Below are 23,663 nucleotides of genomic sequence, written 5' to 3' on the forward strand. Positions count from 1 at the left end.
CCAGGGAAGGGGAGTAAGAATCAAAGCCTCTCTCCCTGTGGGGGAGAGGTTTGGAGAGGGGTTTAGAGTATAATTTGCAACTTTTCAAACATCCTCTTAAGGATCTTCTGGAAATACCCATTTTGGTGGTTCTGTCATTTTTTTCCGCAGTCGTTCTTCAGCCATTTCTAGCATTTTGTCTAAAGAAGTCTCTTCGATAAATTTTGAAGTTGCTTCTCTAAACTCAGTATTAGGACATTTATCGCCTAAAACGCACCCGTTGACGCAGGCTTCAGCGCAGTTAATTGTCTGCTCCACAGTGAACTCCTCTCTACATTCGGGCGTTTTACCCTTCAAATAAATTTTACTATTATTGGTAATAGGTTATTAACTAAACCTAGTCCAAGTTGAGAACTGTAGTTTTTTAAAAGGGAACAGGGAACAGGGAACAGGGAAGAGGGAAGAGTATAGAATTTGAGAATAAAACCCGATTAAAAAAACTATGGGTTTCAAAATAGACGCGGTTTAATATTACTATCTAACTGCTATGGGGGTTTAGTATTGTGTTTTCCCCATACTTCTGAACCCTCAAAACTCCTATGTCAGAATTGTTGGCTAATACTGGAACGATCGCTGCTATAGCTACTGCTGTTGTCCCTCAACAAGGTAGTGTGGGGATTGTGCGGGTTTCTGGTGATCATGCGATAGCGATCGCACAAACTCTATTTTCTGCACCTGGAAAACAAGTTTGGTCAAGTCACCGCATTCTCTATGGTTACATCCGTCAACCCCAAACTAAGCAAGTTGTTGATGAAGCTTTATTGCTGATTATGAAAGCACCCCGTTCTTTTACTCGTGAAGATGTGGTGGAATTTCATTGTCACGGGGGAATTATGGCGGTACAACAAGTATTGCAACTATGTTTAGAAAATGGTGCAAGATTAGCGCAACCGGGAGAATTTACATTAAGAGCGTTTTTAAATGGACGTTTAGATTTAACCCAAGCTGAAAGTATTGCAGATTTAGTTGGTGCGAAATCTCCCCAAGCAGCACAAACGGCTTTAGCTGGTTTACAGGGAAAATTAGCTCAACCAATTAGAAATTTACGCGCTCAATGTTTGGATATTTTAGCGGAAATTGAAGCGCGGATTGATTTTGAGGAGGATTTACCACCTTTAGATGAGCAAAGAATTATTTCCGAGATTGATCAAGTTACGTTGGAAATTACCAAGTTATTAGCGACAAAAGATAAAGGTGAATTATTGCGAACTGGGTTAAAAGTAGCGATAGTTGGTCGTCCCAATGTGGGAAAATCGAGTTTATTGAATGCATGGAGTCAGAGCGATCGCGCTATCGTCACAGATTTACCCGGTACAACCCGTGATGTGGTGGAATCTCAGCTAGTTGTGGGGGGGATTCCTATCCAGGTTTTAGATACAGCAGGGATTCGGGAGACAGTAGATCAGGTAGAAAAAATAGGAGTAGAGCGATCGCGTCGTGCTGCGAGTGCTGCTGATTTAGTATTATTGACTATAGATGCTTCCGCAGGTTGGACAGATGCAGATCAAGAAATTTATGAACAAGTAAAACACCGTCCGGTGATTTTGGTAATTAATAAAATTGATCTTTTAGGAAACAATCATGTAGAGACGTTGCATGCAACGTCTCTACAATTGAAATATCCCCAAATAATTAACCAAGTTGTAAAAACAGCAGCAGCGCAAAATCAAGGAATTGATGGTTTAGAAATAGCGATTTTAGAAATAGTTCAAGCAGGAAAAGTGCAAGCTGCTGATATGGATTTAGCGATTAATCAAAGACAAGCCGCAGCTTTAACAAAAGCGAAAATTGATTTAGAACAAGTGCAAAGAACAATTATCGAACAGTTACCTTTAGATTTTTGGACAATTGATTTAAGAGGAGCGATTTATGCGTTGGGAGAAATTACTGGGGAAGAGGTGACAGAATCAGTTTTAGATCGGATTTTTAGTAGGTTCTGTATTGGGAAATAAGTCAACGATTTGAGTTTCCATCCCCTTGCGGGGAAGTGGTTTTGGAAAGCGGTTTTTCTTTTTTGCTAGATGTTGAAGAACAAAAAGTTTCCATCCCCTTGCGGGGGAGGGGGTTGGGGGTGGGGTTCTTGTATCTCACTCAACCGAGAACCGCTATATAACTGGTGATCAAATCCCAGTTTTTATCCTGTAAATCCTTTAATCCTGGAAATCCTGATTCAGACAATTAAACCTTATCCTTTACTGGTGTGGCAATACCACGCTTTAGCAAACCCGCTTCTAGTTCCTGAATAAATCGCAAATCTTCCACTAATAAAGGTTTTTCATCTTTCAATAATGGTTTTTTTTCTAAAAAAGTAAACGCTTGACGGAATTGAATAGGACTAGCTTTAATTGGTGAATCAAAATGACAAGAAATAATTTGCTCAAAATCCCAACTTGCAACTTTATCAGCCCAGTCTAATACTTGTTTTGGTGCTTGGGGAAGAATGAGAATTTGTAAAATCGGTGCTACAAAAGGGCGACCATTTCCCGACAACGCATCAAAAGACTGTTGCCAGTTATTTTGCCAGCGAAAAGGAAATAAACCAAAGTAAGCTTTAGGAGAATGATCTGGAGCTTTTTTAGCATCTTTCCATATTTCTCTGATTCCCATAATTTCTAAAGCACTGGGACGAAAATAAATTGCAAACAAAGATATTTTCTGCCATCCTTGACGACGATTTTTTTGATTATCTTCTATAATTTCTTGTCCATGTTCTCTAGCGTGAAATAATAAAGGATATGGTTCTAATTGTAAGATTTCTGGTGGTTCTTCTTTGACTGAAATTATAGTATCTGTTAATAAAAGAGTGCGCGATGGTTTGTGAAATAATGCCACTTCCACAAAAGCGCCTTTTCCTAAATTTATATCTAAAATTTTATATTCAAATTCATCACCAAAAGGATTTTGATGAATATTTTCCGTTAGTTCTAAAGTTCGTTTTTGGGGAAAGCCAAGCCAACTCAGTGGTAAATTAAATGGGAAACTCCACTGGTGAGGTGCAACATAAACTACAGCTTGGGGAAATTTTCTCGCAAAGGGGCCAACAAAGATTTTATGCTCTAAACCAGAACTGGTAGGCAAAATGATATATTTAACTTCACCGTGCTTTGCTACCAACTCTTGAATCAAACGAATACATTCTCCTGTGGGTGCGACAGGTGCATAAACTAAAAGACCACCTGCTTGCAGCTTGATGACGGTCATCCGAATTGGTACAATGGTGTACAGAATGCCTTGTAACTGGTCAAATGTCCAAACGCTATCCTTGACTATTTCCCGTCGAACTGTTCGTCGCTTACCGTAGGGATAAAGTGGTAGTGCAGGCCAAAAAGGCCATGACCAATCTTGCTGATTTATGCTTTCCTGGGCGTTCATTGTTTTTTAATCAAATGTGTCTTTCCCATTTCTACAGAAATCCTAAATCATTTCTGAAAAATTTTCAGTTGTCTAAGAGGATGTTTGAAAAGTTGCAAATTATACTCTAAACCCCTCTCCAAACCTCTCCCCCACAGGGAGAGAGGCTTTGATTCTTACTCCCCTTCCCTGGTAGGGAAGGGGTTGGGGGTTAGGTTCTGAGACTTTTGATGTTACCAAAAATACTTTTAAAACATCCTCTTACACTGGCAAGGGAGTAGTAACGCTGATTTAGTGCAGAAGGCTAAGTTTTTAATTTTTAATTTCATTCTGCGGTACTAGCATCTAGTATCTATGTAGTGTAAAAATATTCCTACCTCAATAGGCTCAAAACAAGAATTATGACTATGCATTCTAATTTGCAACGTGCGTTTGCTAACCGCAGTGTTCTGAAAGTGATTAGCGGTTTGAATAATTTCAACGCCCAAAGTGTTGCTGCTACTGTGAAAGCGGCTGAATTTGGTGGTGCAACTTTTGTTGATATTGCTGCTGATGCAGCTTTGGTGAAATTAGCTAAAAGTTTAACAAGTTTACCAGTTTGTGTTTCAGCAGTTGAACCTGAAAAATTTGTTCAAGCAGTAGCTGCTGGTGCTGATTTGATTGAAATCGGTAATTTCGATTCTTTTTACGCTCAAGGTCGTAGATTTGAAGCTGAGGAAGTTTTAGCCCTAACTCGCCAAACCCGCGCCTTGTTACCCGAAATTACCCTATCTGTTACCGTTCCTCACATCCTGGAATTAGACCAACAGGTACAACTAGCTGAGGAATTGGTAAAAGCTGGTGCTGATATCATCCAAACCGAAGGCGGTACTAGCAGTCAACCCTCTCACGGTGGTACTTTGGGATTAATTGAAAAAGCTGCTCCTACTTTGGCGGCAGCTTATGAAATTTCCCGTGTAGTTTCTGTTCCTGTATTGTGTGCTTCTGGCATTTCTAATGTGACTGCACCTTTAGCGATCGCATCTGGTGCGGCTGGTGTTGGTGTCGGTTCTGCTATTAACCAACTCAATAGCGATATTGCTATGATTGCCGCAGTTCGTGGCTTGGTGGAAGCTCTAGCAACCGCAAACGTTCGTACATTTGCATAGATTTTTATAGGAGTCAGGAGTCAGGAGTCAGGAGTCAGGAGTCAGGAGAAAGAATTAATTGGTTTCACCCTGCTCCCTGCTCCCTGCTCCCTGCTCCCTGCCTCCTTTCCTTCTAGCTTAAACAATCTTTCAAAGCATAAATCACCTGATCTTGCTGTTCTTGTCTCAGTTCTGGGAACATGGGCAGAGAGATGACTTCATGACAGGCTTGCTCAGATATTGGCAATTGTCCGGGCTGATAGCCTAAATTTTGATAAACTGGCTGTAAATGTAAAGGACGGGGATAGTAAAGCATGGAGCTTACTCCTTTATCTTGTAATTGACTCCGTACCCAGTCCCGATATTTCGCACTTGCACCATTTCTTCCCTCACCAGAAATACGAATGGTGTATTGATTCCAGACTCCTACTCCTCCTAGTAATTCTTGGGGTGCGACGATACCGGGAATCTGACTGAGGAATTGATAATAATAAGCTGCGATTTGTTGTCGTTGTTTGTTCCAAGTATCTAAATAGCGCAGTTTGATTTGCAGAATTACAGCTTGGATAGAGTCTAATCGGCTATTCACACCGATTTCTTCGTGAATATATCTTTCTTTACTGCCATGTTCCCGTAATACTCTCAACTTGGCTGCGATCGCACTATCATTAGTTGTAATTGCGCCACCATCACCACAACCACCCAGATTCTTGGTTGGGTAGAAACTAAAACAGCCAATGTGTCCAATGCTGCCAACTTTTTGTTCATCCCAAGTTGCACCTGTGGCTTGCGCGCAATCTTCAATTACTGCTAAATTGTGAGCTTGTGCGATCGCCATTAATCCTGTCATATCCACAGGTAGTCCGAACAAGTGAACCGGCAGAATAGCCTTGGTTTTGGGTGTAATTGCGGCTGCAACTTGTTCTACATCTAAATTAAACGTAGTTGCATCAATATCCACAAACACCGGTTTTGCACCCACAGCACTGATGACTTCCGTCGTCGCAAAAAAGGTGAAAGGTGTGGTAATAACTTCATCACCTGCACCAATTTCTAGAACCCGTAGCGCCAGATAAAGCGCATCAGTACCAGAATTACAAGCTACACATTCACTTACACCATGATAAGCAGCAAACTGGCGCTCAAAGCCTTCAACTACTGGCCCACCAATATAACGCCCAGAAGTCAGAACTTCTAACACAGCAGTACTCACTTCTGCCTGAATGGTGGCATATTGCTGCTTGATATCAAAGGCAGGGATGGAATTTACACTTTGGATCATAAGTTTTTATTTTAATGCAGATACAAAAGATACACTTTTACGGGCGCTGTTAGCTAATTAAATTTTTCCCAAAAATCTGAAAAGCGCGATCGCTCAAAATACTCATTTGTTCAGGGTTTTTACGGAATTTACCGGAAGATTAAGTGATAGAACCTCTCAAATTTGTTCAATATTCAAAATAACTGCTATAGCAGGTGACAGGGAACAGGTGACAGGTGACAGTGCTAGAAGCCTTTTAGTGTCTAAGTTTTAGGATTAGTTGATGTCCTAACCGCCTTGTCCGTTGCTATAACTGCCATGATAAATACAGACGATTTAGAATTTTGAATAGTTCTTGTGTAGGCTGTTGTAAGCAAACAATCCCCGGAAGTAGAGAAACCATGCCGGATTTGATCAAATTGGATATTGTGGATTTAGCTTTAGCTGTAGCATTAATAGCGATCGCTATTGGTTTATCTGCCTGGGAAAAGTTAGGACTAGAGTTAAACTTAGCTTTAGCCACCGGTAGAACCATCCTACAACTCATCGTTTTAGGATACGTTTTAGACTTCATCTTTGCTATTAACAACGTTTGGGCTGTTTTGGGGATTTTAACAATCATGCTGACAATTACGGCGATTGTCGCACGAAATCGCATCAGCCAAAAAATTCCTCTGGTACTCCCTTTAGTCTGGGGAGCAATTTTCGTCAGCACAGCCTTAACATTGCTTTACACAAACTTTTTGATTATCCAACCAGACAGATGGTACGAGCCACGTTATATCATTCCCTTAGCAGGTATTTTGCTTGGTAATGGTATGAATGCCGCAGCAGTAGCAGGGGAAAGGCTTGTGAGTGCTATTAACCAATTTCCCACGGAAATAGAAACACATTTAAGTTTAGGCGCTACTCCCCAGCAAGCAATTAGTCTTTACCGCAAAGATGCAATTAGAGCCGCATTGCTTCCTACCTTGAATCAAATGATGCTCATAGGTATGGTAACAATACCAACTTTCACCAGTGGACAATTATTAGCTGGAGTCACAGCTTTGGAGGCTGTATCTTATGAAATTGTGATTATGTTTATGGTTATTGTCGCAAATTTACTGACGACAATTTTAGTGACTAAAGGTTTATGTCGTCAATTTTTTAATGATGCTATGCAGTTGGTGAGGTAATACCAAGTTGCGTTCAAACATCAAAAATTCCCTTGAAAATTTGATTAGATGTAAATTAGACATCGGGTATTGGGTAGACTAAATAATAATAAGCACGTTGTACGCACTCGTAACGTGATTTATATCAACTAGTTGTCTTTAACCTCTACCTAATCGCATGGACTCTGATAAAAAATCCCTCAGTGAACGTGACATTTGTACCAAATACATCACCCCTGCCATAGTCCAAACAGCCGGCTGGGATTTACACACCCAAATCCGTGAAGAAGTCACCTTTACCGCAGGACGGGTTTATGTAAGAGGTAAATTAGTCACAAGAGGAGAAAGTAAACGCGCTGATTATATTCTTTCTTACAAACCTAATCTAAAAATTGCTGTTATTGAAGCCAAAGATAATAACCACAGTGTAGGAAGTGGAATGCAGCAAGCACTCAAATATGCAGAAATGTTAGATATACCTTTTGTTTATAGTTCCAATGGTGACGCATTTTTGGAACATGATAACACTGTGACATCAGGAATGATAACAAGAGAAATTCCTTTAGATAAATTTCCCACACCGGCAGAATTATGGCAACGTTACTGTAAATGGCGAAATATTGATGATGAATTACAGCCCATTGTGACTCAAAGTTATTATGATGATGGCAGTGGTAAATCACCCCGTTATTATCAACAGATTGCCATTAATAGAACTGTAGAAGCCATTGCTAAAGGTGAAAACAGGATATTATTAGTTATGGCTACTGGCACGGGTAAAACCTTCACAGCCTTTCAAATTATTTGGCGGTTATGGAAATCTAAAACCAAGACGAGAATCTTATTTTTAGCAGATAGAAATATTCTCATAGACCAAACTAAAACCAACGACTTTAAACCTTTTGGTTCTGCTATGACGAAAATAACTAAACGTCAAGTAGATAAATCCTATGAAATTTATTTAGCCCTATATCAAGGTGTATCAGGAACAGAAGAAGCGAAAAATATTTATAAACAATTCTCTAGGGGATTTTTTGATTTAATTGTCATTGATGAATGTCATCGCGGTAGCGCGGCTGATGATTCCGCATGGCGAGAAATTTTAGAATACTTTTCTGCGGCTACTCAAATCGGTTTAACAGCTACACCCAAGGAAACTAAAGAGGTTTCTAACATAGATTATTTTGGCGAACCAATTTATATTTATTCTCTCAAACAAGGGATAGAAGATGGATTTTTAGCTCCTTATAAAGTTGTCAGAATTGATATTGATAAAGATTTAGAAGGCTGGCAACCAGCACCAGGAGAATTAGATAAATATTATCAATTAATTGAAGATAAACTTTACACCCACAAAGATATTAACCGCACATTGGTATTAGAAAATCGAGATATCTTAGTTGCTAAAAAGATTACCGAATTTCTCAAAGCTACCAACCGATTTGATAAAACTATTGTTTTCTGTGAAGATATAGATCACGCCGAAAGAATGCGCTGTGCCTTAATTAATGAAAATAGTGATTTAGTTTCCCAAAATCGTAAATATATTATGCGAATTACGGGAGATGATGAACAGGGAAAAGCGGAATTAGATAATTTTATTTTACCAGAAAGTTCCTATCCAGTCATTGTGACAACTTCTAAATTAATGACTACAGGAATAGATGCCCAAACCTGTAAATTAATTGTTTTAGATAAAAACATTGGTTCAATGACAGAGTTTAAACAAATTATTGGGAGAGGGACAAGAATTAATGAAGAATTTGATAAAACATATTTCACAATTATAGATTTTAAAAAGGCGACTAAAAAGTTTGATGACCCAGATTTTGATGGTGAACCTGTACAAATATATGAACCAAAAACAGGGGAGTCTCCCGTACCTCCAGATGATGATGATGGTAGTACAGATAATGGAAATAATATTGATGATTTACCTGAAAAATCAGGACAAAAGCGAGTTAAATTTGTACCTGTAGATGTGGATGTTAATATAATTTCTGAAAGGACACTTTATCGTAGTAAAGATGGTAAATTAATCACCGAATCTATTAAAGACTATACTCGGAAAACTGTCCAACAAGAATTTACGACTTTAGATAAATTTCTGCGTCGTTGGAATGCAGCAGAACAGAAACAAGCTATTATTCAAGAATTGAATGAACAGGGAATTTTATTAGAAGCATTAGCACAGGAAGTTGGCAAAGATTTTGACCCTTTTGATTTAATTTGTCATGTAGCTTTTGACCAACCTGCATTAAGTCGTAAAGAACGGGCTAAAAAGGTACGTCAGCGTGATTATTTTCATAAATATAGTGAAAAAGCCCGTGCGGTTATAGATGGACTTTTAGATAAATATGCAGATGAGGGGATTGAAAATATTGAAAATATAAATGATTTAAGAGTGCAACCGTTTGATAAGATAGGTACGCCTATAGAAATTGTCAATTTATTTGGTAATAAACAAAAGTATTTAGAAGCATTACAGGAGTTAAAAAATCAACTTTATATGGCATCATAATTCTGTCAGAATCAGGATGTCCAGGATTTCAGGATTTACAGGATAAAACAGGAATTTTATCTTCCATACTCTGTATTTCTCGTTTCCATACTCTGTATGGGAATGAATTTTAAAGGCTCTGCCTTTAATTGTATCAGAGGTAGAACCTTTTGATAGCATTCCCAGTCTCTAACTGGGAACGAGATATAACGAACCACAGAGGCACAGAGTTCACAGAGAAATAAGAGTTCCTTGTTCCCATACTCTGTATGGGAATGAATTTTAAAGGCTCTGCCTTCAATGATACTAGAGGTAGAACCTCTTGATAGCATTCCCAGTCTCTGACTGGGAACGAGATAACGAGATAACTGGGAACGAGATAATAAATAAAACAAAAAAATAGTCGGTTTTAACCGACTTTAGCTTTGAGACAGGGAATTTATTCCCTGGCTGTCTGGGAACGAAACCCAACATAAACAACCTGTTGAAATGTTGGGTTTCACTTCGTTCTACCCAACCTACGTGTATAATACAAAAACTCTATCTTTATCAACAAATGTCAATCAGTACCACAATTAAAACTATTCAAGATATTATGCGTAAAGACGCGGGTGTGGATGGTGATGCCCAGCGTATTAGTCAATTAGTATGGATGATTTTTCTGAAGATTTTTGACGACAGAGAAGCCGAATATGAACTGTTAGATGATAATTACCATTCTCCCATTCCAGAGGCTTTAAGGTGGCGCAATTGGGCTACAGACTCCGAAGGAATGACGGGGGATACTTTACTTGATTTTGTGGATAATGTTTTATTCAAAACTTTAAAAGACGAGAATACCTATCAAGATAAAAACCCTCGCGGGTTTGTGATTAAGGCTGTGTTTGAGGATGCCTATAATTATATGAAAAATGGCACTCTTATCCGGCAAGTAATTAATAAATTAAACGAAATTGATTTTAATAGTTCTCAAGATAGGCATTTATTTGGCGATATTTATGAACAAATTCTCCGGGATTTACAAAGCGCGGGTAATGCGGGGGAATATTACACTCCCCGCGCTGTAACTCAGTTTATGGTGGATATGATAGATCCTAAATTGGGTGAAAGAATTTTAGACCCGGCTTGCGGTACGGGAGGTTTTTTAACTTGCGCTTTGGAACATATTAAAAATAAATATGTAAAAACTTCAGATGATAGCGAAAAATTACATAAATTAATTAGAGGTGTGGAGAAAAAACCCCTGCCTCATTTATTATGTATGACTAATATGTTATTGCATGGTGTGGAAGTGCCGGCGATAAGTCATGATAATACTTTATCTCGACCTTTGCGAGATTATAAACCTAGTGATAGGGTAAACGTAATTATTACTAATCCGCCTTTTGGTGGTATGGAAGAAGATGGAATTGAGTCTGGTTTTCCGGCTACTTTCCGCACTAAAGAAACGGCTGATTTATTTTTATTATTGATTAGTCATTTATTGCAAGATGGGGGACGGGGTGGTATTGTTTTACCAGATGGAACTTTATTTGGTGAAGGTGTGAAAACCCGCATTAAAGAAAAGTTGTTAGAGGAGTGTAATTTACATACTATTGTCCGTTTACCGAATGGGGTTTTTAGTCCTTATACTGGCATTAAAACTAATTTATTATTCTTTACTAAAGGTCAACCAACTCAAGAGATTTGGTATTATGAACACCCCTATCCACCGGGTTATAAGTCCTACTCGAAAACTAAGCCGATTAGAATTGAAGAATTTGCACCGGAGAAGGCTTGGTGGGAGAATAGAGAAGAATCTGAATTTGCTTGGAAAGTTCCTATCCAGGTGATTAAGGATAATGGATATAATTTAGATATTAAAAATCCGCACACGGTTGATTTTGAACATCGAGATGTAGCGGAAATGTTGGAAGAATATGCGAGTCTTTTAGATGATTTGGGTGAAACTCGCAATAGTTTAAAACAGGAATTGATGACGGCTTTAGGGGGTGAATTTGTATGAAGTTAGAAACGTTTTTTGAGCATTTTGATTTGTTGGCTGAAGCGCCTAATGGTGTGCAGAAGTTACGAGAATTGATTTTAGATTTAGCGGTGAGGGGTAAGTTAGTTTCGCAAGATGCAAATGATGAACCTGCGGCGGTTTTGTTGGAAAGGATTAAGAAAGAAAAGGAAAAGTTAGTTAAGGAAGGAAAATTTCAAATAACGAAGAATACTTTAACTAAAGTTGATTATGATCATTTACCATTTTCAATACCAGATAACTGGGAATGGTCTTATTTAGATGATATTGCTATTATTGCAAGAGGCGGTTCTCCTAGACCAATAAAGTTATTTTTAACAGAAGATTCATCAGGAATAAATTGGATAAAAATAGGTGACACAGATAAAAAATCTATGTTTATTACTCATACAAAAGAGAAGATTATTAGGGAAGGACTAACGAAAACTCGAATGGTATTTCCTAACGATTTAATCCTTTCTAATTCAATGAGTTATGGTCATCCCTTTATCCTAAAAATACAAGGATGTATTCATGACGGATGGTTACTGATTCGTACACCTGAAAATCTTGTTTATAAAGAGTTTCTTTATTATATGTTTTTATCGGATTATACCAAAAAAGTATTTAGTGAAGCAGCCGCCGGTGGAGTCGTTCAAAATCTTAATGCAGACAAAGTGAGGTCTTTATTATTTCCATTTCCCCCACTTAATGAACAAAAACGCATAGTTACCAAAGTAGATGAATTAATGAAACTATGCGACGAATTAGAAGCACGTCAAAAAAAGAAACGGGAAACCCGCATATTAATAAATAATGCAGCATTAAACAAACTCCTCACTGCTGACACACCAGAGACTTTCACCAAAAATTGGCAACGCATTGGCGATAATTTTGACATTCTCTACAGTGCGCCAGAAAATATTGGTAAATTGCGTCAAGCTATTCTCCAACTCGCTGTTATGGGTAAGCTAGTACCGCAAGATGCAAATGATGAACCTGCGGCGGTTTTGTTGGAGAGAATTAAGAAAGAAAAGGAACGATTAATTAAGGAAGGGAAGATTAAAAAAGAGAAATCATTAACTGAAATTAAAAATGATGAAATACCTTATGATTTACCTAAAGGGTGGGAGTGGGAAAGGGTAACTAATCTTTGTAAATATATAGTAGATTGTTTACATAGCACTCCTGAATTTATTACTGATGGTAAACTTTGTATTGATACAACCTGTTTAAACCAGGGCGAAATTCTATTTCATAAAATTAGAAAAGTTTCTGAAGAAACATTTTTGGAAAGAATTAGAAGGCTTCAACCCCTAGCTGGCGATATCTTATTTTCAAGAGAAGGAACTATAGGATTATCTATAATTGTTCCAGAGGGATTAGAAATATGTTTAGGCCAAAGAATGATGATGTTTAGAACTTTCCGTTGGCTTATACCTGAATATTTTAGATATGTTTTAATTTCCAAAATGTTTGTTAATCAATGGGAAAAAAAATTGATAGGGACAGCAGCCCGTCATATAAATATTGGTGATATCAAGAAAATGATAATACCTTTTCCACCTGTTAATGAACAAAAACGCATTGTTTCCAAAGTAGATAAATTAATGAAACTATGTGATGAACTAGAAACCAAACTAACACAAACTCAAACAGAGAGCGAAAAAATCATCAATGCTGCTGTCAAACAATTATTAACGGTGTAGTTTGTCTGAATCAGGATATCCAGGATTTAAGGATTTACAGGATAAAAATAGGAGTTTCATTACAATTAACTGTTATCTGAGATTCAGAATAGAATAAGATATATACAGCAAATTCTCATCCTCCCACCCCAGAAACCACCATGACACAAATTACCCTTTCCGAACTCCCCCAAACCGTGCAAACCTTAATTAACCAAGCTAAAAAAACAGGTGAACCCCTAACCATCACAGAAAATGGTATTCCCTTGGCTATCATTTCTCCTATTAAGAAAAAATCCCTTCTGCAAACACTTTCCACCCTTGAACCACTAGACGAAGATTTTGCAGATGTAGATGCAGAACTATTACCTTTAGATGATATCGAGTTTTAACCATGAGTTATTTATATTTATTAGATACAAACATCCTTTCTGAACTCATCAAAAATCCCAGAGGTGTAATATTTTCCAAAATTCAAGAAGTAGGAGAAGATAAAATTTGTACAAGTATTATTGTAGCTTGTGAGTCAAGATTTGGAGCGCGAAAGAAAAATTCCCCAAAACTGATAGAAAAACTAGAAGTAATTTTGGATAGCATAGAAATACTACCCCTTATTCATCCTATTGAGGAATATTACGCAGAAATTCGTACTTATTTAGAACAACAAGGAACACCCATAGGTAGTAATGATTTATTAATTGCTGCCCATGCAATAAGTTTAAATCTAACCGTAATTACAAACAATGTCCGTGAGTTTTCCCGTGTTCCTAATTTGAAGGTTGAAAACTGGCTAAACACCAATTAAAAAAGATACTGAGTTATTTGATCAACTGCTAAAAGTAGAGACTAAAAATCACCACATATGCTCTACTTCTGCGGCCAACGCCAGTTATACCGATTCCATTCATAGATACCTTGAATCTCATACTCAGTGCCATTAAAAAACCGAATCAGACAACTAGTAAAGACTTCATCACCATCGCTAATTTCATCAACCTTAATCACCATACAGGGAAACCATTCCCGCTCATAGGAATCATCCTCTGGTATCCATTCCCACAGTGCATTAGACACTTCAATGCGATCGCCTATTCTTAACTGTAGCGCTTCTTCAAAATAGGAATATTTATCAAAATGGTATGATTCCACCCGATTCAACCACTGTAAACCATAGCGATCGCGGATAAATTGCACTTTTCCCGAATCTTGTCCCAAAAGCCAGTCGTTCAGCAATTGCACCTTCCAAGTGCGGTTTTGTTTTTCCTCTGCTTTGACAAACTGTAAAAACGCTTCTAACTCCTCTGATGTCAGTTCGTCCAAAGGATTGGCAGCATCTGATACCCTAGAAGTTGAATCTCTCTGAATTTGCTCAACTAGTTGTAGTAATATTTGTTTTTGTATATCAGTGAGAGGACAGCGGGCTGCATCACAACGGCTAAAAGCTGTTTGCAAGGCTGCTTCAATCTCATCTGGATTCATAGGGCAATAAGTCTCAGAACCTAACCCCCAACCCCTTCCCTACCAGGGAAGGGGAGTAAGAATCAAAGCCTCGCAATAGCCAAGTTTCTTCATGCCCTACCTATCTATACCTATCTATTGAGATAAAGAGTATAATTTGCAACTTTTCAAACATCCTCTTAAATTCAACTCTTCAATTCTCTAGCAGTAGAATTTAGGGCAAGCCAGGTTAATTAAAAGTTGCGTATAATTTTAATAAAATTACGGTGTCTTCTATGCGATCGCGCTCACTCACGCTTATCTTGATTTCTGCCGTTATCGGGTTCCTTTCGTGGGTGTTTACTCCTCCGGCTGTAGCACTTACACAGATTAGACTATTTGATATTTCCTCTCATGATTGTCCCCCAGAACTAGCAAAAGGTGCTGTTATTAGTAGCGGTTCAGCAGCAGCTAATTGCTTTCTCGTCACTGGTAAAGCGGAAAATGGCACTTATAAAACAGTTTACGATGCAGATATCTTTGGACGCATTTATGATGCCAACAACGACCCCATATTACAAAATCGTACCCGTTTAGGTTCTATTCCCGAAGTACCTCCAGGCATCAGTGATTTTGAATTAAGAATTTCTGTACCTGCAAATCAGCCCACTCCATTGAAGTTGAAGCAGTTTAAAGCCACTGGTTTTAGCGGACAAGTTAGGCGTTAATAATTAGATAAAAGAAATCTGGGCTAGTTAACCCAGACTTAAAAGCTTTTTAATGTAGAATCAACTGCAAATTTTAGGTTAGAGTATTCCAAGTAAAAAAATGCTCAATTTGTAGACAACCTGTTTAAACCAGGGCGAAATTCTATTTCATAAAATTAGAAAAGTTTCTGAAGAAACATTTTTGGAAAGAATTAGAAGGCTTCAACCCCTAGCTGGCGATATCTTATTTTCAAGAGATACGATCGCTTGCAATCCACTACCTAAAACTTGCAGCAGTAGGATTGCTACCATTGGAGAAAAATCCATCCCACCCAAAGGGGGAATAACTGAACGGAACAGATTTAGATAAGGATCAGTAATTTGGCTCAAAGCTGCAAATGGTTGGTTATACCAATTGATTTGCGGGAACCAAGTTAATAAAACTCGAATAATTAGCAAAGAGCTATAAAAGGTAACGAAGGTTGCCAGCGTGTTAAATAGTAAATACATAGATTCGTTGGTTTCCTGCGAATTGTCAAATGAGGTCTTATGATTGATTTTAATTGAGTCGATGTCGTAGTAACACTTTACAGAATTCAAAATCCAAGATTCAAAATCCAAAAAGCTGATTTAACAAGCGTTTCCAGGATTCAAAATAGTTATTTGATTTCCGCCATACTGTCTTAGAGGATGTTTGAAAAGTTTTTAATGTATAAATCAACCCCTCTCCAAACCTCTCCCCGACACGGGAAGAGGCTTTGAAATCCCCATTCCAGTAACAAAAGTTTTTCCTTTTCCCTCTCCTTGTAGGAGAGGGTTAGGGAGAGGTAGGGAAGGGGGGTTAGGTTTCTCTTGATTATCGGTTTCATCTAATACTTTTCAAACAACCTCTTAATCGTTGAAAATCACAGCCACATCTAGCATAGCTGATGCGTTCACTACGTAACAAAAGTTGTTCAAGAGTCTTGGGAAAGACTACGCGGATTTACTGCTTGCCCTGAACTACCATTGACATTTCCTAACTGGTTACGTACATCATCAATTGTGGCATTGAGTTGGGCAATTTTATCTTCTAGCGATCGCCGTGCTGTTTCCATTTCTAAACCTTCATTGGCTGCGGCTCTCATCTGCCGTCTTTTGGCTGTGACTTTATTTCCTTCGATGGTGCCATCCGAGAGTCCTATCTCGTCTTCTGCTGCCAACTGAGCTTCCCTTCGAGATGCCAGCACTGCACCCAGAATCCCACCCACTACGCCACCAACTAAAGTCCCAACTAAAAAACCACTAGCAAAACCATCTCGCTGACTCATATCTTTACCGCCTTCAAGAAACCTGCAACTTCCAAAGTATTTAAGCTATTGTCTGCCTCTAGCCGCATCCTACTAGCTGTTAGTCCCAAAAATGCGATCGCCTGCATCTCCCAATCCTGGTACGATATACCCTTTCTCATTCACTAGTTCATCAATAGTAGCGCTGTAAACGGTTAAGCCAGGATAAGCACCACTTAATTGTCGCAAAGCTGGTGGTGCAGCTACCACACATACAATCCGCGTCAATGCTGGATCAACTCCTCTCTGTGTTAATTCTGCCATTGCCGTCATTATAGACGCTCCCGTTGCCAACATGGGATCGGTAATTAACACCCTTGTTTCGGGGTCGAATTTCTCTGGCAATTTATTCAGATAACAAGAAACTTCTAGTGTTTCCTCATTTCGCACCAAACCCAAATGGTAAATTTTTGCCAAAGGCAGTAACGTCTGCGCTCCCTCCAGTAAGCCTAACCCAGCCCGGAGAATCGGCACAACAGCCACAGGTACTAAAGGATCAATTAAAGTTGCTGGACAAGGAGCCAACGGACTCTCCACAGTTGTTTCTAGCGTCGGTAACCAATCTCGCGCCGCTTCATAAGTTAGCCATCTTCCTAACTCAGTAATCGCAGAACGAAATAATACTGAAGGCGTAGCCGCATCACGGGCAACTGCCAGCCAGTGCTTGATTAAAGGATGGGGTGGGACATAAACAAGCAATTGTTGCGTCATAGCCAGAAATAGGCAGCCTGTCATTATATAGGAACTGAAACATCATCATCATACTCTTTACCGTGTGTGGCTGATCCCAAATTAGGATTGGCAATAGCCAAGTTTCTTCATGCCCTACCTATCTATACCTATCTATTGAGATAATTTTTCATTAATAGTTGACATATATTCTCAATCAAGGCTACACTATTGGAAAGTGTTCTCCTCTCTTTAAAGGATCGGCAGACGGGATAGCCAGCAGCAGCAGGTTTGTCCCTCTTTTTTTTGATTATTTTTAGGCAGTAAAATTTTTATTGCGTATTATCTAATAAGCGGATTCCTTTGTTATAAGCTACATCATAGCCCCCTCATCGCTTGCTCTTAGGGGGTTGGGGGTGGGGTTCTTGTAACTCATGACACTGAGAAGTGCTGTATTACGAATTATGAATTACGAATTATTTGATGTTATTGTCATTGGTGCTGGTATTGGGGGTTTAGTAACAGCCACCCAGTTAGCCTCCAAAGGAGCAAAAGTCTTAGTCCTAGAAAGTTATCTGATACCTGGTGGTAGCGCTGGCTATTTTCAACGTCAAGAATACACATTTGATGTGGGCGCATCAATGATTTTTGGTTTGGGAGATAAAGGTACAACTAACCTACTTACCCGCGCCTTAGCAGCTGTGAATGTCAGCATAGAATCAATAGCAGATCCTGTGCAGATTCATTATCATCTACCTAACGGGTTAGATATTAAAGTTGATAAAAATTATGAAAAATTTTTGCAAAATCTGACTGCTTATTTTCCTCATGAAGAAAAAGGAATTCGTGGTTTCTATAAGGAATGTCAAAAAGTCTTTAATTACCTAAATAGCTTTGAATTGCTTTCATTAGAAGAACCAGGTTATCTACTGCGGGTATTTTTCCAACAGCCTTTAGCTTGTCTGGGCTTGGCTAAGTATTTACCCCGAAATGTCGGAGATATTGCCAAACGCTACATTAAAGATCCGCTGTTATTGAAATTTATTGATATTGAGTGTTATTGCTGGTCAGTAGTTCCAGCCGCAATGACACCTATGATTAATGCAGGAATGGTTTTTTCTGACAGGCACTATGGTGGAGTGAACTATCCTCAAGGTGGAGTAGGAAAAATTGCCCAAAAATTGGTTGAAGGTTTAGAAAAATCTGGAGGTAAAATTCAATACCAAGCCAGAGTGACAAAAATCCTGACTGAACAGGGAAAAGCTGTAGGTGTCCAATTAGCTAATGGTAAAGTTTATCATGCTAAAAAAATAGTATCTAATACTACGCGCTGGGACACTTTTGAAAAACTACTGCCCGCAGATAAAATGCCAAATAATGAGAAAAGTTGGCAACAAAGATATCAAAAATCTCCAAGTTTTTTAAGTTTGCATATAGGGGTAAAAGCGTCTGTTTTACCTGCCAGAACCGAGTGTCATCATATTTTGCTGGAAAATTGGGAGAAAATGGAGTTAGCGGGAGGGACTATTTTCGTTTCTATTCCCACCTTGCTTGATCCAAATTTAGCGCCAAGAGGATACCACATTATCCATGCTTTTACACCACACTGGATTGCCGATTGGCAGGGACTCTCACCAAGTGAGTATGAAGAAAAGAAAGAACAAGCAGCAGGAGCAATTATTGAACGACTAGAAAAGATTTTTCCCGGATTAGATGCTGGATTAGATTATTTAGAAGTAGGAACACCGCTGACTCATCGTCGCTTTTTAGGCCGCACAGATGGTACTTATGGCCCCATACCTAAACGTAAATTGTGGGGGTTGTTGGGAATGCCTTTTAATCGTACCGCTATTCCTGGTCTGTATTGTGTGGGGGATAGCACCTTTCCTGGACAGGGTTTAAATGCAGTGGCTTTTTCTGGGTTTGCTTGCGCTCATCGCATTGCTGTTGATTTGGGTCTGTAATCAAAATATAGCAAATATTTGATTTTTGAAATATACGTAGGGTGGACATTGCCAGCCCTACTCTATTACAAATTACGAATTACGTATCCCTAGCGGGACCGAAGGAAATATTACGAATTATTTTAACTTTACTAGCTGCCTTTGTGGCTTTTTCCCTCGCTTCTTTTTCATCAACACCTTTTGCTAAAGCCACGCCCATACGTCGATAAGGATGAGCAGAGGGTTTACCAAATAGTTTAATATCTACATCTTTTTCTGCTAAAGCATCAGCCACACCAGTAAAAGCAATAGAATCAGATTTTTCGGAAGCTAAAATTACTGCACTTGCCGAAAATCCTAACTGCTCAATGTGGGGAATTGGTAAACCTAAAATTGCCCGCAGATGTAATTCAAATTCATTCAAATTTTGGGAAATTAATGTCACCATACCTGTATCATGGGGTCTGGGGGAAAGTTCAGAAAAAATTACTTCATCTTTAGTGATAAAAAATTCAACACCAAAAATTCCTGCACCTCCCAAAGCATCAGTAACTTTTTTAGCGATTTCTTGAGATGCTAATATTTTATCTTCAGAAATATTTGCTGGTTGCCAAGATTCTTGATAATCCCCTCTTTCTTGGCGGTGTCCAATGGGAGAACAGAAAATTGTCGGTGCTTCCCATTGTTTAATTGTTAGTAAAGTAATCTCAATTTCAAAGTTGATAAATTCTTCGACAATCACTTTTTGGCTGTCACCACGAGAATTATAAATAGCATAATTCCAAGCTTTCTCAACTTCTGTTTGATCCTGTACTACAGATTGACCTTTTCCAGATGATGACATCACAGGTTTGACAACATTGGGAAAGCCAATTTCTTCAGAAATAGCAACTAATTCTTCTAAAGTTACGGCATAACCATATTTAGCAGTTCTAATTCCTAGTTTTTGATGTGCCAATTCCCTAATTCGATCACGATTCATTGTGTAATTAGTTGCCGCTGCTGTAGGAATAACCGTAATTCCTCTTTGCTCAAATTCCTGTAATTTTTCAGTTCTAATTGCTTCGATTTCGGGAATAATAAAATCCGGCTGATGTTTACTAACCACCGCTTCTAAATCATCCGCATTGAGCATAGAAATAACTTCTGCACAGTCTGCAACTTGCATAGCAGGAGCATTTGCATAACGGTCAACTGCAATTACATAATTACCCAAGCGTTGAGCAGCAATTACAAATTCTTTGCCTAGTTCTCCTGAACCTAGCAGCATCAATTTTTGGGGAAGCTTTAGTGAAGGTGTCATGAATTTCTCTGTGTGATTTCCATCTATAATCTTAATTATCATTATTTGATAGTACAGCAGTCTTATTTGATTAGCAAACACCTAGAGACTCAGATCCCCGACTTCTTCAAGAAGTCGGGGATCTTGATCTTTATTTTCATTGTTCATAACTCGTTTAGGATTGCTATATGTTAGCTTTTTTATTACAAATTATAACCGCCGATAAACACTTGTACCGACGTTTATAATTTGCTAATATTTGATTTTTAATCTTGCATCATTACCTTCCTGCTAATAATGCTTTTGTCGCTGACTCACCTAACACTCTAACTTTTCTTGTTAATTGGAAGTTTAACAACGCTAGAACGGTAAAATCAGCTAGTAATGCCATGAAAATTGTTCCTGTTCCAGCGTATTCTATAGCTGACCAAGGAAAGGTAGAAAACAGCCACAGAGTAGGACTATCGGAAGCATATATACTTAGAGATTGGAGAATTATAGGTGGTAAAAACATCACCACAGCTACAGTACCAATTGCCCAAATATGACGCTTGGAATTTTTCATCAACAACATTAATTGAGCAATGGTAGCGCAAATCATCATTAAACTAATAGACAAAGCTAAAGCTAATAATGCTTTAAGTTTTCCAAAATCGCTATTGTTAAAATCTTCCGGTGCGAGTGAAATCCAAACTATTAAAGGTATGGCAGCAATGGCTAAATTAATTGCTATTGCCATTATTGCCGGGCTTTTTTCACCAGAAAACAAATCTTGCCATAAAGATTCGTTTTTATGATCTTGGTGTCGATATCTTGCCCAATCTTGTACAGTTTGGCGATGAGGTGAAAGAATGGCAATGAAAACTACAACTATTGCTAGATTGAGAAATGCCACTAAACCGATAAAATCTCTATCTCGGTTACTTGTAATGTCTTGCATGGATAACCCTACAAACATTAACTGAGAAAAAGCAATAAACAAATAACTTTGTCCCTTGCTTAAGATAGTAGTATTTGGGTTTCTAAAGCAACGTTTCATTGCTTGCCAAATACCGTAAGTGCAAATTCCGTAATTGAGTAAATGAATGCCAACTAAGCTAACTACATTTTCACCTATTGGAAAATAGAAAAATTGTAGGTTTTCTAGGAGTGGAATTCCCTTGAAACGGAATAAATTAGGAAACAAATAATTGGTAATATCCCAAGGGCTGAAAAATCTTAACCAAGCAAGAGGATTATTGATATCTCTGTAAGATGATGCTATCCCCATTGTCATAAATAAGAACAGGAGAACTGCACCGCTACCTAACCAAGGTTGAAAGCTGCTAAACCAGCGACTAACTAACCCAAACAAGAGTGCAGCACTGTAAAAGAAAATGCCACTACCAGCAAGAATGGCATAGTAACTGAAAATATAACTTGAGGCAATCTGAGCAGAATGTCCAGCCCAGAAGTGTAGAGGAATTGCTGTCAGAATAAACAGATAAATTAAACTTGGAACTCCTAGCATTTTTCCAGTCAAAATACTTGTTTCTGACTGCGGACTAAGGCGAATAAAGTTCAGTGTACCACGTTGTTCTTCTTTGGCTAAGTCGTTAATGAGTAGATAGGTTCCAGCGACTAATAAGGTAAAAACAAAAATCACACTAAATGTTAGAAAGAAGTATTCCCAATGATCTCTCCACCACAATTGCCAGTCAATTTGATCTGGAGGACAAAAATTCTTAGATAATTGACTGTGCAAGTTATTTAGCTCTGTTTGAACTTTCTGAATCTGTGTTTCTAATTTGGGAATTATGCTATTGTCTGATAGTGTGATTTGTCGATAGTTATCTATTTTTTGTTGAAGTAAGTTTTGTTGATTATAAAGTTGTTGTTCTTGGTTTTGATATCCTTGTCTCAAAGTACAATAATTCTCCCTGAGAGAGTATTTATCATCGGGGATTTCTCGTAACTGAAACAAAAAAACTACTAATTGCAATAGTAAAGATGAGGCAACAGTGATGATCACATTAAAAGGCTTTAGTCGTCCTTTCAGTTCTCGGAATAGTTGCGGATTCCATTCACCAACTCTGTCTATGAAATTTAGTAACATAATCAAAATCTCTAAGCATTGTGAATTTTGAATTGCCTATGATGCTTGTTTATGACCTAATTTAAGGAAAATAGTTTCTAGGTCTTCTTGAGTGCAGTGAAAATCAGTTAAGGGAATGCCTGTACTCACAAGCGATCGCAATAAATCAGCGCAATCTTCTTCTTTACCAGAAAAATTCACCCGCACACTATTTTTGCTAGGTATCACCTCCCACTCTTCCACCAAAGGATGATTTTTGAGTTCACGCACCAATATATCTATGTTGCCCAAAGTTGAGACTAAAATCTGCTGTCGAGCCAGACGTTGATAAAGTTGTTGCAGTGAGGCACTTTCTACTAGAAAGCCTAGTTCCATGATGCCCACGGAGGTACACAACTCAGCCAAGTCGCTAAGAACATGGGAAGAAATTAAGATTGTCATTCCCGCTTCTCGCAAAGCTTTGATAATTTCCCGAAACTGCATTCTCGCAATGGGATCAAGTCCAGAAACAGGCTCATCTAGCAGTAATAAAATCGGTTCGTGAATAATAGTGCGGGCTAAACTTAAGCGCTGCTTCATCCCCCGTGAGAGGGTAGAAATCAGGCTGTGACGTTTATTGCCGAGTTGGATAAGTTCTAAAACTTCGTGTAAGCGTTGTGTGCGTCGCGGTTCTCGCAAACGATACAAACGGGCAAAATAATCTAGGTAGTCCCAAACTGTCAAATCATCATAGAGTGGATAATCATCGGGTAAGTAACCCAGGTGACGCTTGAGGGTGGGATTGCTGTGGTCTCGCAATAAGCGATTGCCATTAATATAAATCTCACCTGTAGTCGGTTCCTCCGCAGCAGCTAACATCCGCATCAGAGTTGTTTTACCCGCGCCATTGGGGCCAATTAATCCGTAAACTTCTCCCATCTGGATTTCTAAGTCAACGTCGTTCACAGCAATGTGCCGTTCAAATTGCTTAGTGAGTCCACGGGTGCTAATTGCTAATTCTTTTGCCATAGCTGCTGAAATGCGGCTTGTGATTATCAGTTAAGCTAACCTTTTTCTACAGCGGTTGTCACTCTTGTTTCGGAAATGGAAACAGATTTT

The 23,663-nt window shown here is 38.6% G+C and carries 20 protein-coding genes; 10 read left to right on the forward strand and 10 right to left on the reverse strand.

Annotated features, from left to right (window positions below):
• Nucleotides 1-96: 96 nt before the first annotated feature.
• The gene (locus tag A9Y75_RS06600) at nucleotides 97-297 is read right to left on the reverse strand and encodes a hypothetical protein (RefSeq protein WP_071188704.1); all 201 of its coding nucleotides are present in this window, start codon (nucleotides 295-297) and stop codon (nucleotides 97-99) included.
• 281 nt (nucleotides 298-578) lie between these two features.
• On the opposite strand from A9Y75_RS06600, the gene mnmE reads away from it, so the two are divergent.
• On the forward strand, nucleotides 579-1,991 hold the full coding sequence (gene mnmE, locus A9Y75_RS06605) for a tRNA uridine-5-carboxymethylaminomethyl(34) synthesis GTPase MnmE (protein WP_071188705.1): 1,413 nt from the start codon (nucleotides 579-581) through the stop codon (nucleotides 1,989-1,991).
• Between the two features lie 226 nt (nucleotides 1,992-2,217).
• On the opposite strand, the gene A9Y75_RS06610 is transcribed toward mnmE, so the two are convergent.
• Nucleotides 2,218-3,411 carry a DUF4336 domain-containing protein gene (locus tag A9Y75_RS06610; RefSeq protein WP_071188706.1) on the reverse strand — a complete coding sequence of 398 codons (1,194 nt, stop codon included), beginning with the start codon at nucleotides 3,409-3,411 and terminating at the stop codon, nucleotides 2,218-2,220.
• Between the two features lie 380 nt (nucleotides 3,412-3,791).
• Here A9Y75_RS06610 and A9Y75_RS06615 point away from each other — a divergent pair, with 380 nt between their 5' ends.
• Nucleotides 3,792-4,538, forward strand: coding sequence for a DUF561 domain-containing protein (locus tag A9Y75_RS06615; protein ID WP_071188707.1), 747 nt, complete (start codon nucleotides 3,792-3,794; stop codon nucleotides 4,536-4,538).
• A 112-nt stretch (nucleotides 4,539-4,650) separates the two neighbouring features.
• On the opposite strand, the gene A9Y75_RS06620 is transcribed toward A9Y75_RS06615, so the two are convergent.
• Nucleotides 4,651-5,799 carry a DegT/DnrJ/EryC1/StrS family aminotransferase gene (locus A9Y75_RS06620; RefSeq protein ID WP_071188708.1) on the reverse strand — a complete coding sequence of 383 codons (1,149 nt, stop codon included), beginning with the start codon at nucleotides 5,797-5,799 and terminating at the stop codon, nucleotides 4,651-4,653.
• Between the two features lie 380 nt (nucleotides 5,800-6,179).
• On the opposite strand from A9Y75_RS06620, the gene fetB reads away from it, so the two are divergent.
• The 6 genes from fetB (at nucleotide 6,180) to A9Y75_RS06650 (ending at nucleotide 13,930) form a co-directional block, all read left to right on the forward strand.
• Nucleotides 6,180-6,956 carry an iron export ABC transporter permease subunit FetB gene (gene fetB / locus A9Y75_RS06625; RefSeq protein WP_071188709.1) on the forward strand — a complete coding sequence of 259 codons (777 nt, stop codon included), beginning with the start codon at nucleotides 6,180-6,182 and terminating at the stop codon, nucleotides 6,954-6,956.
• A gap of 157 nt (nucleotides 6,957-7,113) precedes the next feature.
• Nucleotides 7,114-9,456 (forward strand): DEAD/DEAH box helicase family protein, encoded by a 2,343-nt coding sequence (locus A9Y75_RS06630; protein WP_071188710.1) that lies wholly within the window; start codon nucleotides 7,114-7,116, stop codon nucleotides 9,454-9,456.
• 535 nt (nucleotides 9,457-9,991) lie between these two features.
• Nucleotides 9,992-11,440, forward strand: a complete 1,449-nt coding sequence (locus A9Y75_RS06635) for a class I SAM-dependent DNA methyltransferase (protein WP_071188711.1) — start codon at nucleotides 9,992-9,994, stop codon at nucleotides 11,438-11,440.
• Nucleotides 11,437-13,146 (forward strand): restriction endonuclease subunit S, encoded by a 1,710-nt coding sequence (locus tag A9Y75_RS06640; RefSeq protein WP_071188712.1) that lies wholly within the window; start codon nucleotides 11,437-11,439, stop codon nucleotides 13,144-13,146. The genes A9Y75_RS06635 and A9Y75_RS06640 overlap by 4 nt, the downstream gene beginning before the upstream one ends.
• Before the next feature lie 140 nt (nucleotides 13,147-13,286).
• A complete protein-coding gene (locus tag A9Y75_RS06645) occupies nucleotides 13,287-13,517 on the forward strand; it encodes a type II toxin-antitoxin system prevent-host-death family antitoxin (protein WP_071188713.1) in 231 nt (76 codons plus the stop codon).
• 2 nt (nucleotides 13,518-13,519) lie between these two features.
• Nucleotides 13,520-13,930, forward strand: coding sequence for a type II toxin-antitoxin system VapC family toxin (locus A9Y75_RS06650; RefSeq protein WP_071188714.1), 411 nt, complete (start codon nucleotides 13,520-13,522; stop codon nucleotides 13,928-13,930).
• Nucleotides 13,931-13,992: 62 nt separating this feature from the next.
• Here the strand turns inward: A9Y75_RS06650 and A9Y75_RS06655 are convergent, their stop codons facing one another.
• On the reverse strand, nucleotides 13,993-14,604 hold the full coding sequence (locus tag A9Y75_RS06655) for a hypothetical protein (RefSeq protein ID WP_071188715.1): 612 nt from the start codon (nucleotides 14,602-14,604) through the stop codon (nucleotides 13,993-13,995).
• A 254-nt stretch (nucleotides 14,605-14,858) separates the two neighbouring features.
• On the opposite strand from A9Y75_RS06655, the gene A9Y75_RS06660 reads away from it, so the two are divergent.
• Complete coding sequence (locus A9Y75_RS06660) at nucleotides 14,859-15,290, forward strand: hypothetical protein (RefSeq protein ID WP_071188716.1); 432 nt, start codon at nucleotides 14,859-14,861, stop codon at nucleotides 15,288-15,290.
• A 201-nt stretch (nucleotides 15,291-15,491) separates the two neighbouring features.
• Here A9Y75_RS06660 and A9Y75_RS06665 read toward each other — a convergent pair whose 3' ends face one another.
• The 3 genes from A9Y75_RS06665 to upp form a co-directional block, all read right to left on the reverse strand.
• Entirely contained in the window at nucleotides 15,492-15,779 is a 288-nt protein-coding gene (locus tag A9Y75_RS06665; RefSeq protein WP_071188717.1) for a YggT family protein, read from the reverse strand.
• A 446-nt stretch (nucleotides 15,780-16,225) separates the two neighbouring features.
• Nucleotides 16,226-16,579, reverse strand: coding sequence for a hypothetical protein (locus A9Y75_RS06670; protein ID WP_071188718.1), 354 nt, complete (start codon nucleotides 16,577-16,579; stop codon nucleotides 16,226-16,228).
• Between the two features lie 72 nt (nucleotides 16,580-16,651).
• Nucleotides 16,652-17,308 carry a uracil phosphoribosyltransferase gene (gene upp, locus A9Y75_RS06675; protein ID WP_071188719.1) on the reverse strand — a complete coding sequence of 219 codons (657 nt, stop codon included), beginning with the start codon at nucleotides 17,306-17,308 and terminating at the stop codon, nucleotides 16,652-16,654.
• Between the two features lie 392 nt (nucleotides 17,309-17,700).
• Between upp and crtH the strand changes: the two genes are divergently transcribed.
• Nucleotides 17,701-19,230 (forward strand): carotenoid isomerase, encoded by a 1,530-nt coding sequence (gene crtH / locus A9Y75_RS06680; RefSeq protein WP_269086267.1) that lies wholly within the window; start codon nucleotides 17,701-17,703, stop codon nucleotides 19,228-19,230.
• Between the two features lie 79 nt (nucleotides 19,231-19,309).
• On the opposite strand, the gene purT is transcribed toward crtH, so the two are convergent.
• The 3 genes from purT to A9Y75_RS06695 all read right to left on the reverse strand — a co-directional run bounded on the left by purT (nucleotide 19,310) and on the right by A9Y75_RS06695 (nucleotide 23,573).
• Nucleotides 19,310-20,512 carry a formate-dependent phosphoribosylglycinamide formyltransferase gene (purT, locus tag A9Y75_RS06685; RefSeq protein ID WP_071188721.1) on the reverse strand — a complete coding sequence of 401 codons (1,203 nt, stop codon included), beginning with the start codon at nucleotides 20,510-20,512 and terminating at the stop codon, nucleotides 19,310-19,312.
• A 259-nt stretch (nucleotides 20,513-20,771) separates the two neighbouring features.
• On the reverse strand, nucleotides 20,772-22,586 hold the full coding sequence (locus A9Y75_RS06690; protein ID WP_071188722.1) for an ABC transporter permease subunit: 1,815 nt from the start codon (nucleotides 22,584-22,586) through the stop codon (nucleotides 20,772-20,774).
• Nucleotides 22,587-22,622: 36 nt separating this feature from the next.
• Complete coding sequence (locus tag A9Y75_RS06695) at nucleotides 22,623-23,573, reverse strand: ABC transporter ATP-binding protein (RefSeq protein ID WP_071188723.1); 951 nt, start codon at nucleotides 23,571-23,573, stop codon at nucleotides 22,623-22,625.
• Nucleotides 23,574-23,663: the final 90 nt, after the last annotated feature.

The organism is Trichormus sp. NMC-1 (assembly GCF_001858025.1).
Lineage (GTDB): Bacteria > Cyanobacteriota > Cyanobacteriia > Cyanobacteriales > Nostocaceae > Anabaena.

Coding starts and splice junctions, on each gene's coding strand:
- purT (WP_071188721.1), bottom strand. CDS start 20,512: ATGACACCTTCACTAAAGCTTCCCCAAAAATTGATGCTGCTAGGTTCA.
- A9Y75_RS06620 (WP_071188708.1), bottom strand. CDS start 5,799: ATGATCCAAAGTGTAAATTCCATCCCTGCCTTTGATATCAAGCAGCAA.
- A9Y75_RS06635 (WP_071188711.1), top strand. CDS start 9,992: ATGTCAATCAGTACCACAATTAAAACTATTCAAGATATTATGCGTAAA.
- A9Y75_RS06660 (WP_071188716.1), top strand. CDS start 14,859: ATGCGATCGCGCTCACTCACGCTTATCTTGATTTCTGCCGTTATCGGG.
- A9Y75_RS06640 (WP_071188712.1), top strand. CDS start 11,437: ATGAAGTTAGAAACGTTTTTTGAGCATTTTGATTTGTTGGCTGAAGCG.
- A9Y75_RS06670 (WP_071188718.1), bottom strand. CDS start 16,579: ATGAGTCAGCGAGATGGTTTTGCTAGTGGTTTTTTAGTTGGGACTTTA.
- A9Y75_RS06610 (WP_071188706.1), bottom strand. CDS start 3,411: ATGAACGCCCAGGAAAGCATAAATCAGCAAGATTGGTCATGGCCTTTT.
- A9Y75_RS06630 (WP_071188710.1), top strand. CDS start 7,114: ATGGACTCTGATAAAAAATCCCTCAGTGAACGTGACATTTGTACCAAA.
- mnmE (WP_071188705.1), top strand. CDS start 579: ATGTCAGAATTGTTGGCTAATACTGGAACGATCGCTGCTATAGCTACT.
- A9Y75_RS06655 (WP_071188715.1), bottom strand. CDS start 14,604: ATGAATCCAGATGAGATTGAAGCAGCCTTGCAAACAGCTTTTAGCCGT.
- A9Y75_RS06695 (WP_071188723.1), bottom strand. CDS start 23,573: ATGGCAAAAGAATTAGCAATTAGCACCCGTGGACTCACTAAGCAATTT.
- A9Y75_RS06690 (WP_071188722.1), bottom strand. CDS start 22,586: ATGTTACTAAATTTCATAGACAGAGTTGGTGAATGGAATCCGCAACTA.
- upp (WP_071188719.1), bottom strand. CDS start 17,308: ATGACGCAACAATTGCTTGTTTATGTCCCACCCCATCCTTTAATCAAG.
- A9Y75_RS06645 (WP_071188713.1), top strand. CDS start 13,287: ATGACACAAATTACCCTTTCCGAACTCCCCCAAACCGTGCAAACCTTA.
- A9Y75_RS06615 (WP_071188707.1), top strand. CDS start 3,792: ATGACTATGCATTCTAATTTGCAACGTGCGTTTGCTAACCGCAGTGTT.
- A9Y75_RS06650 (WP_071188714.1), top strand. CDS start 13,520: ATGAGTTATTTATATTTATTAGATACAAACATCCTTTCTGAACTCATC.
- fetB (WP_071188709.1), top strand. CDS start 6,180: ATGCCGGATTTGATCAAATTGGATATTGTGGATTTAGCTTTAGCTGTA.
- crtH (WP_269086267.1), top strand. CDS start 17,701: ATGACACTGAGAAGTGCTGTATTACGAATTATGAATTACGAATTATTT.
- A9Y75_RS06665 (WP_071188717.1), bottom strand. CDS start 15,779: ATGTATTTACTATTTAACACGCTGGCAACCTTCGTTACCTTTTATAGC.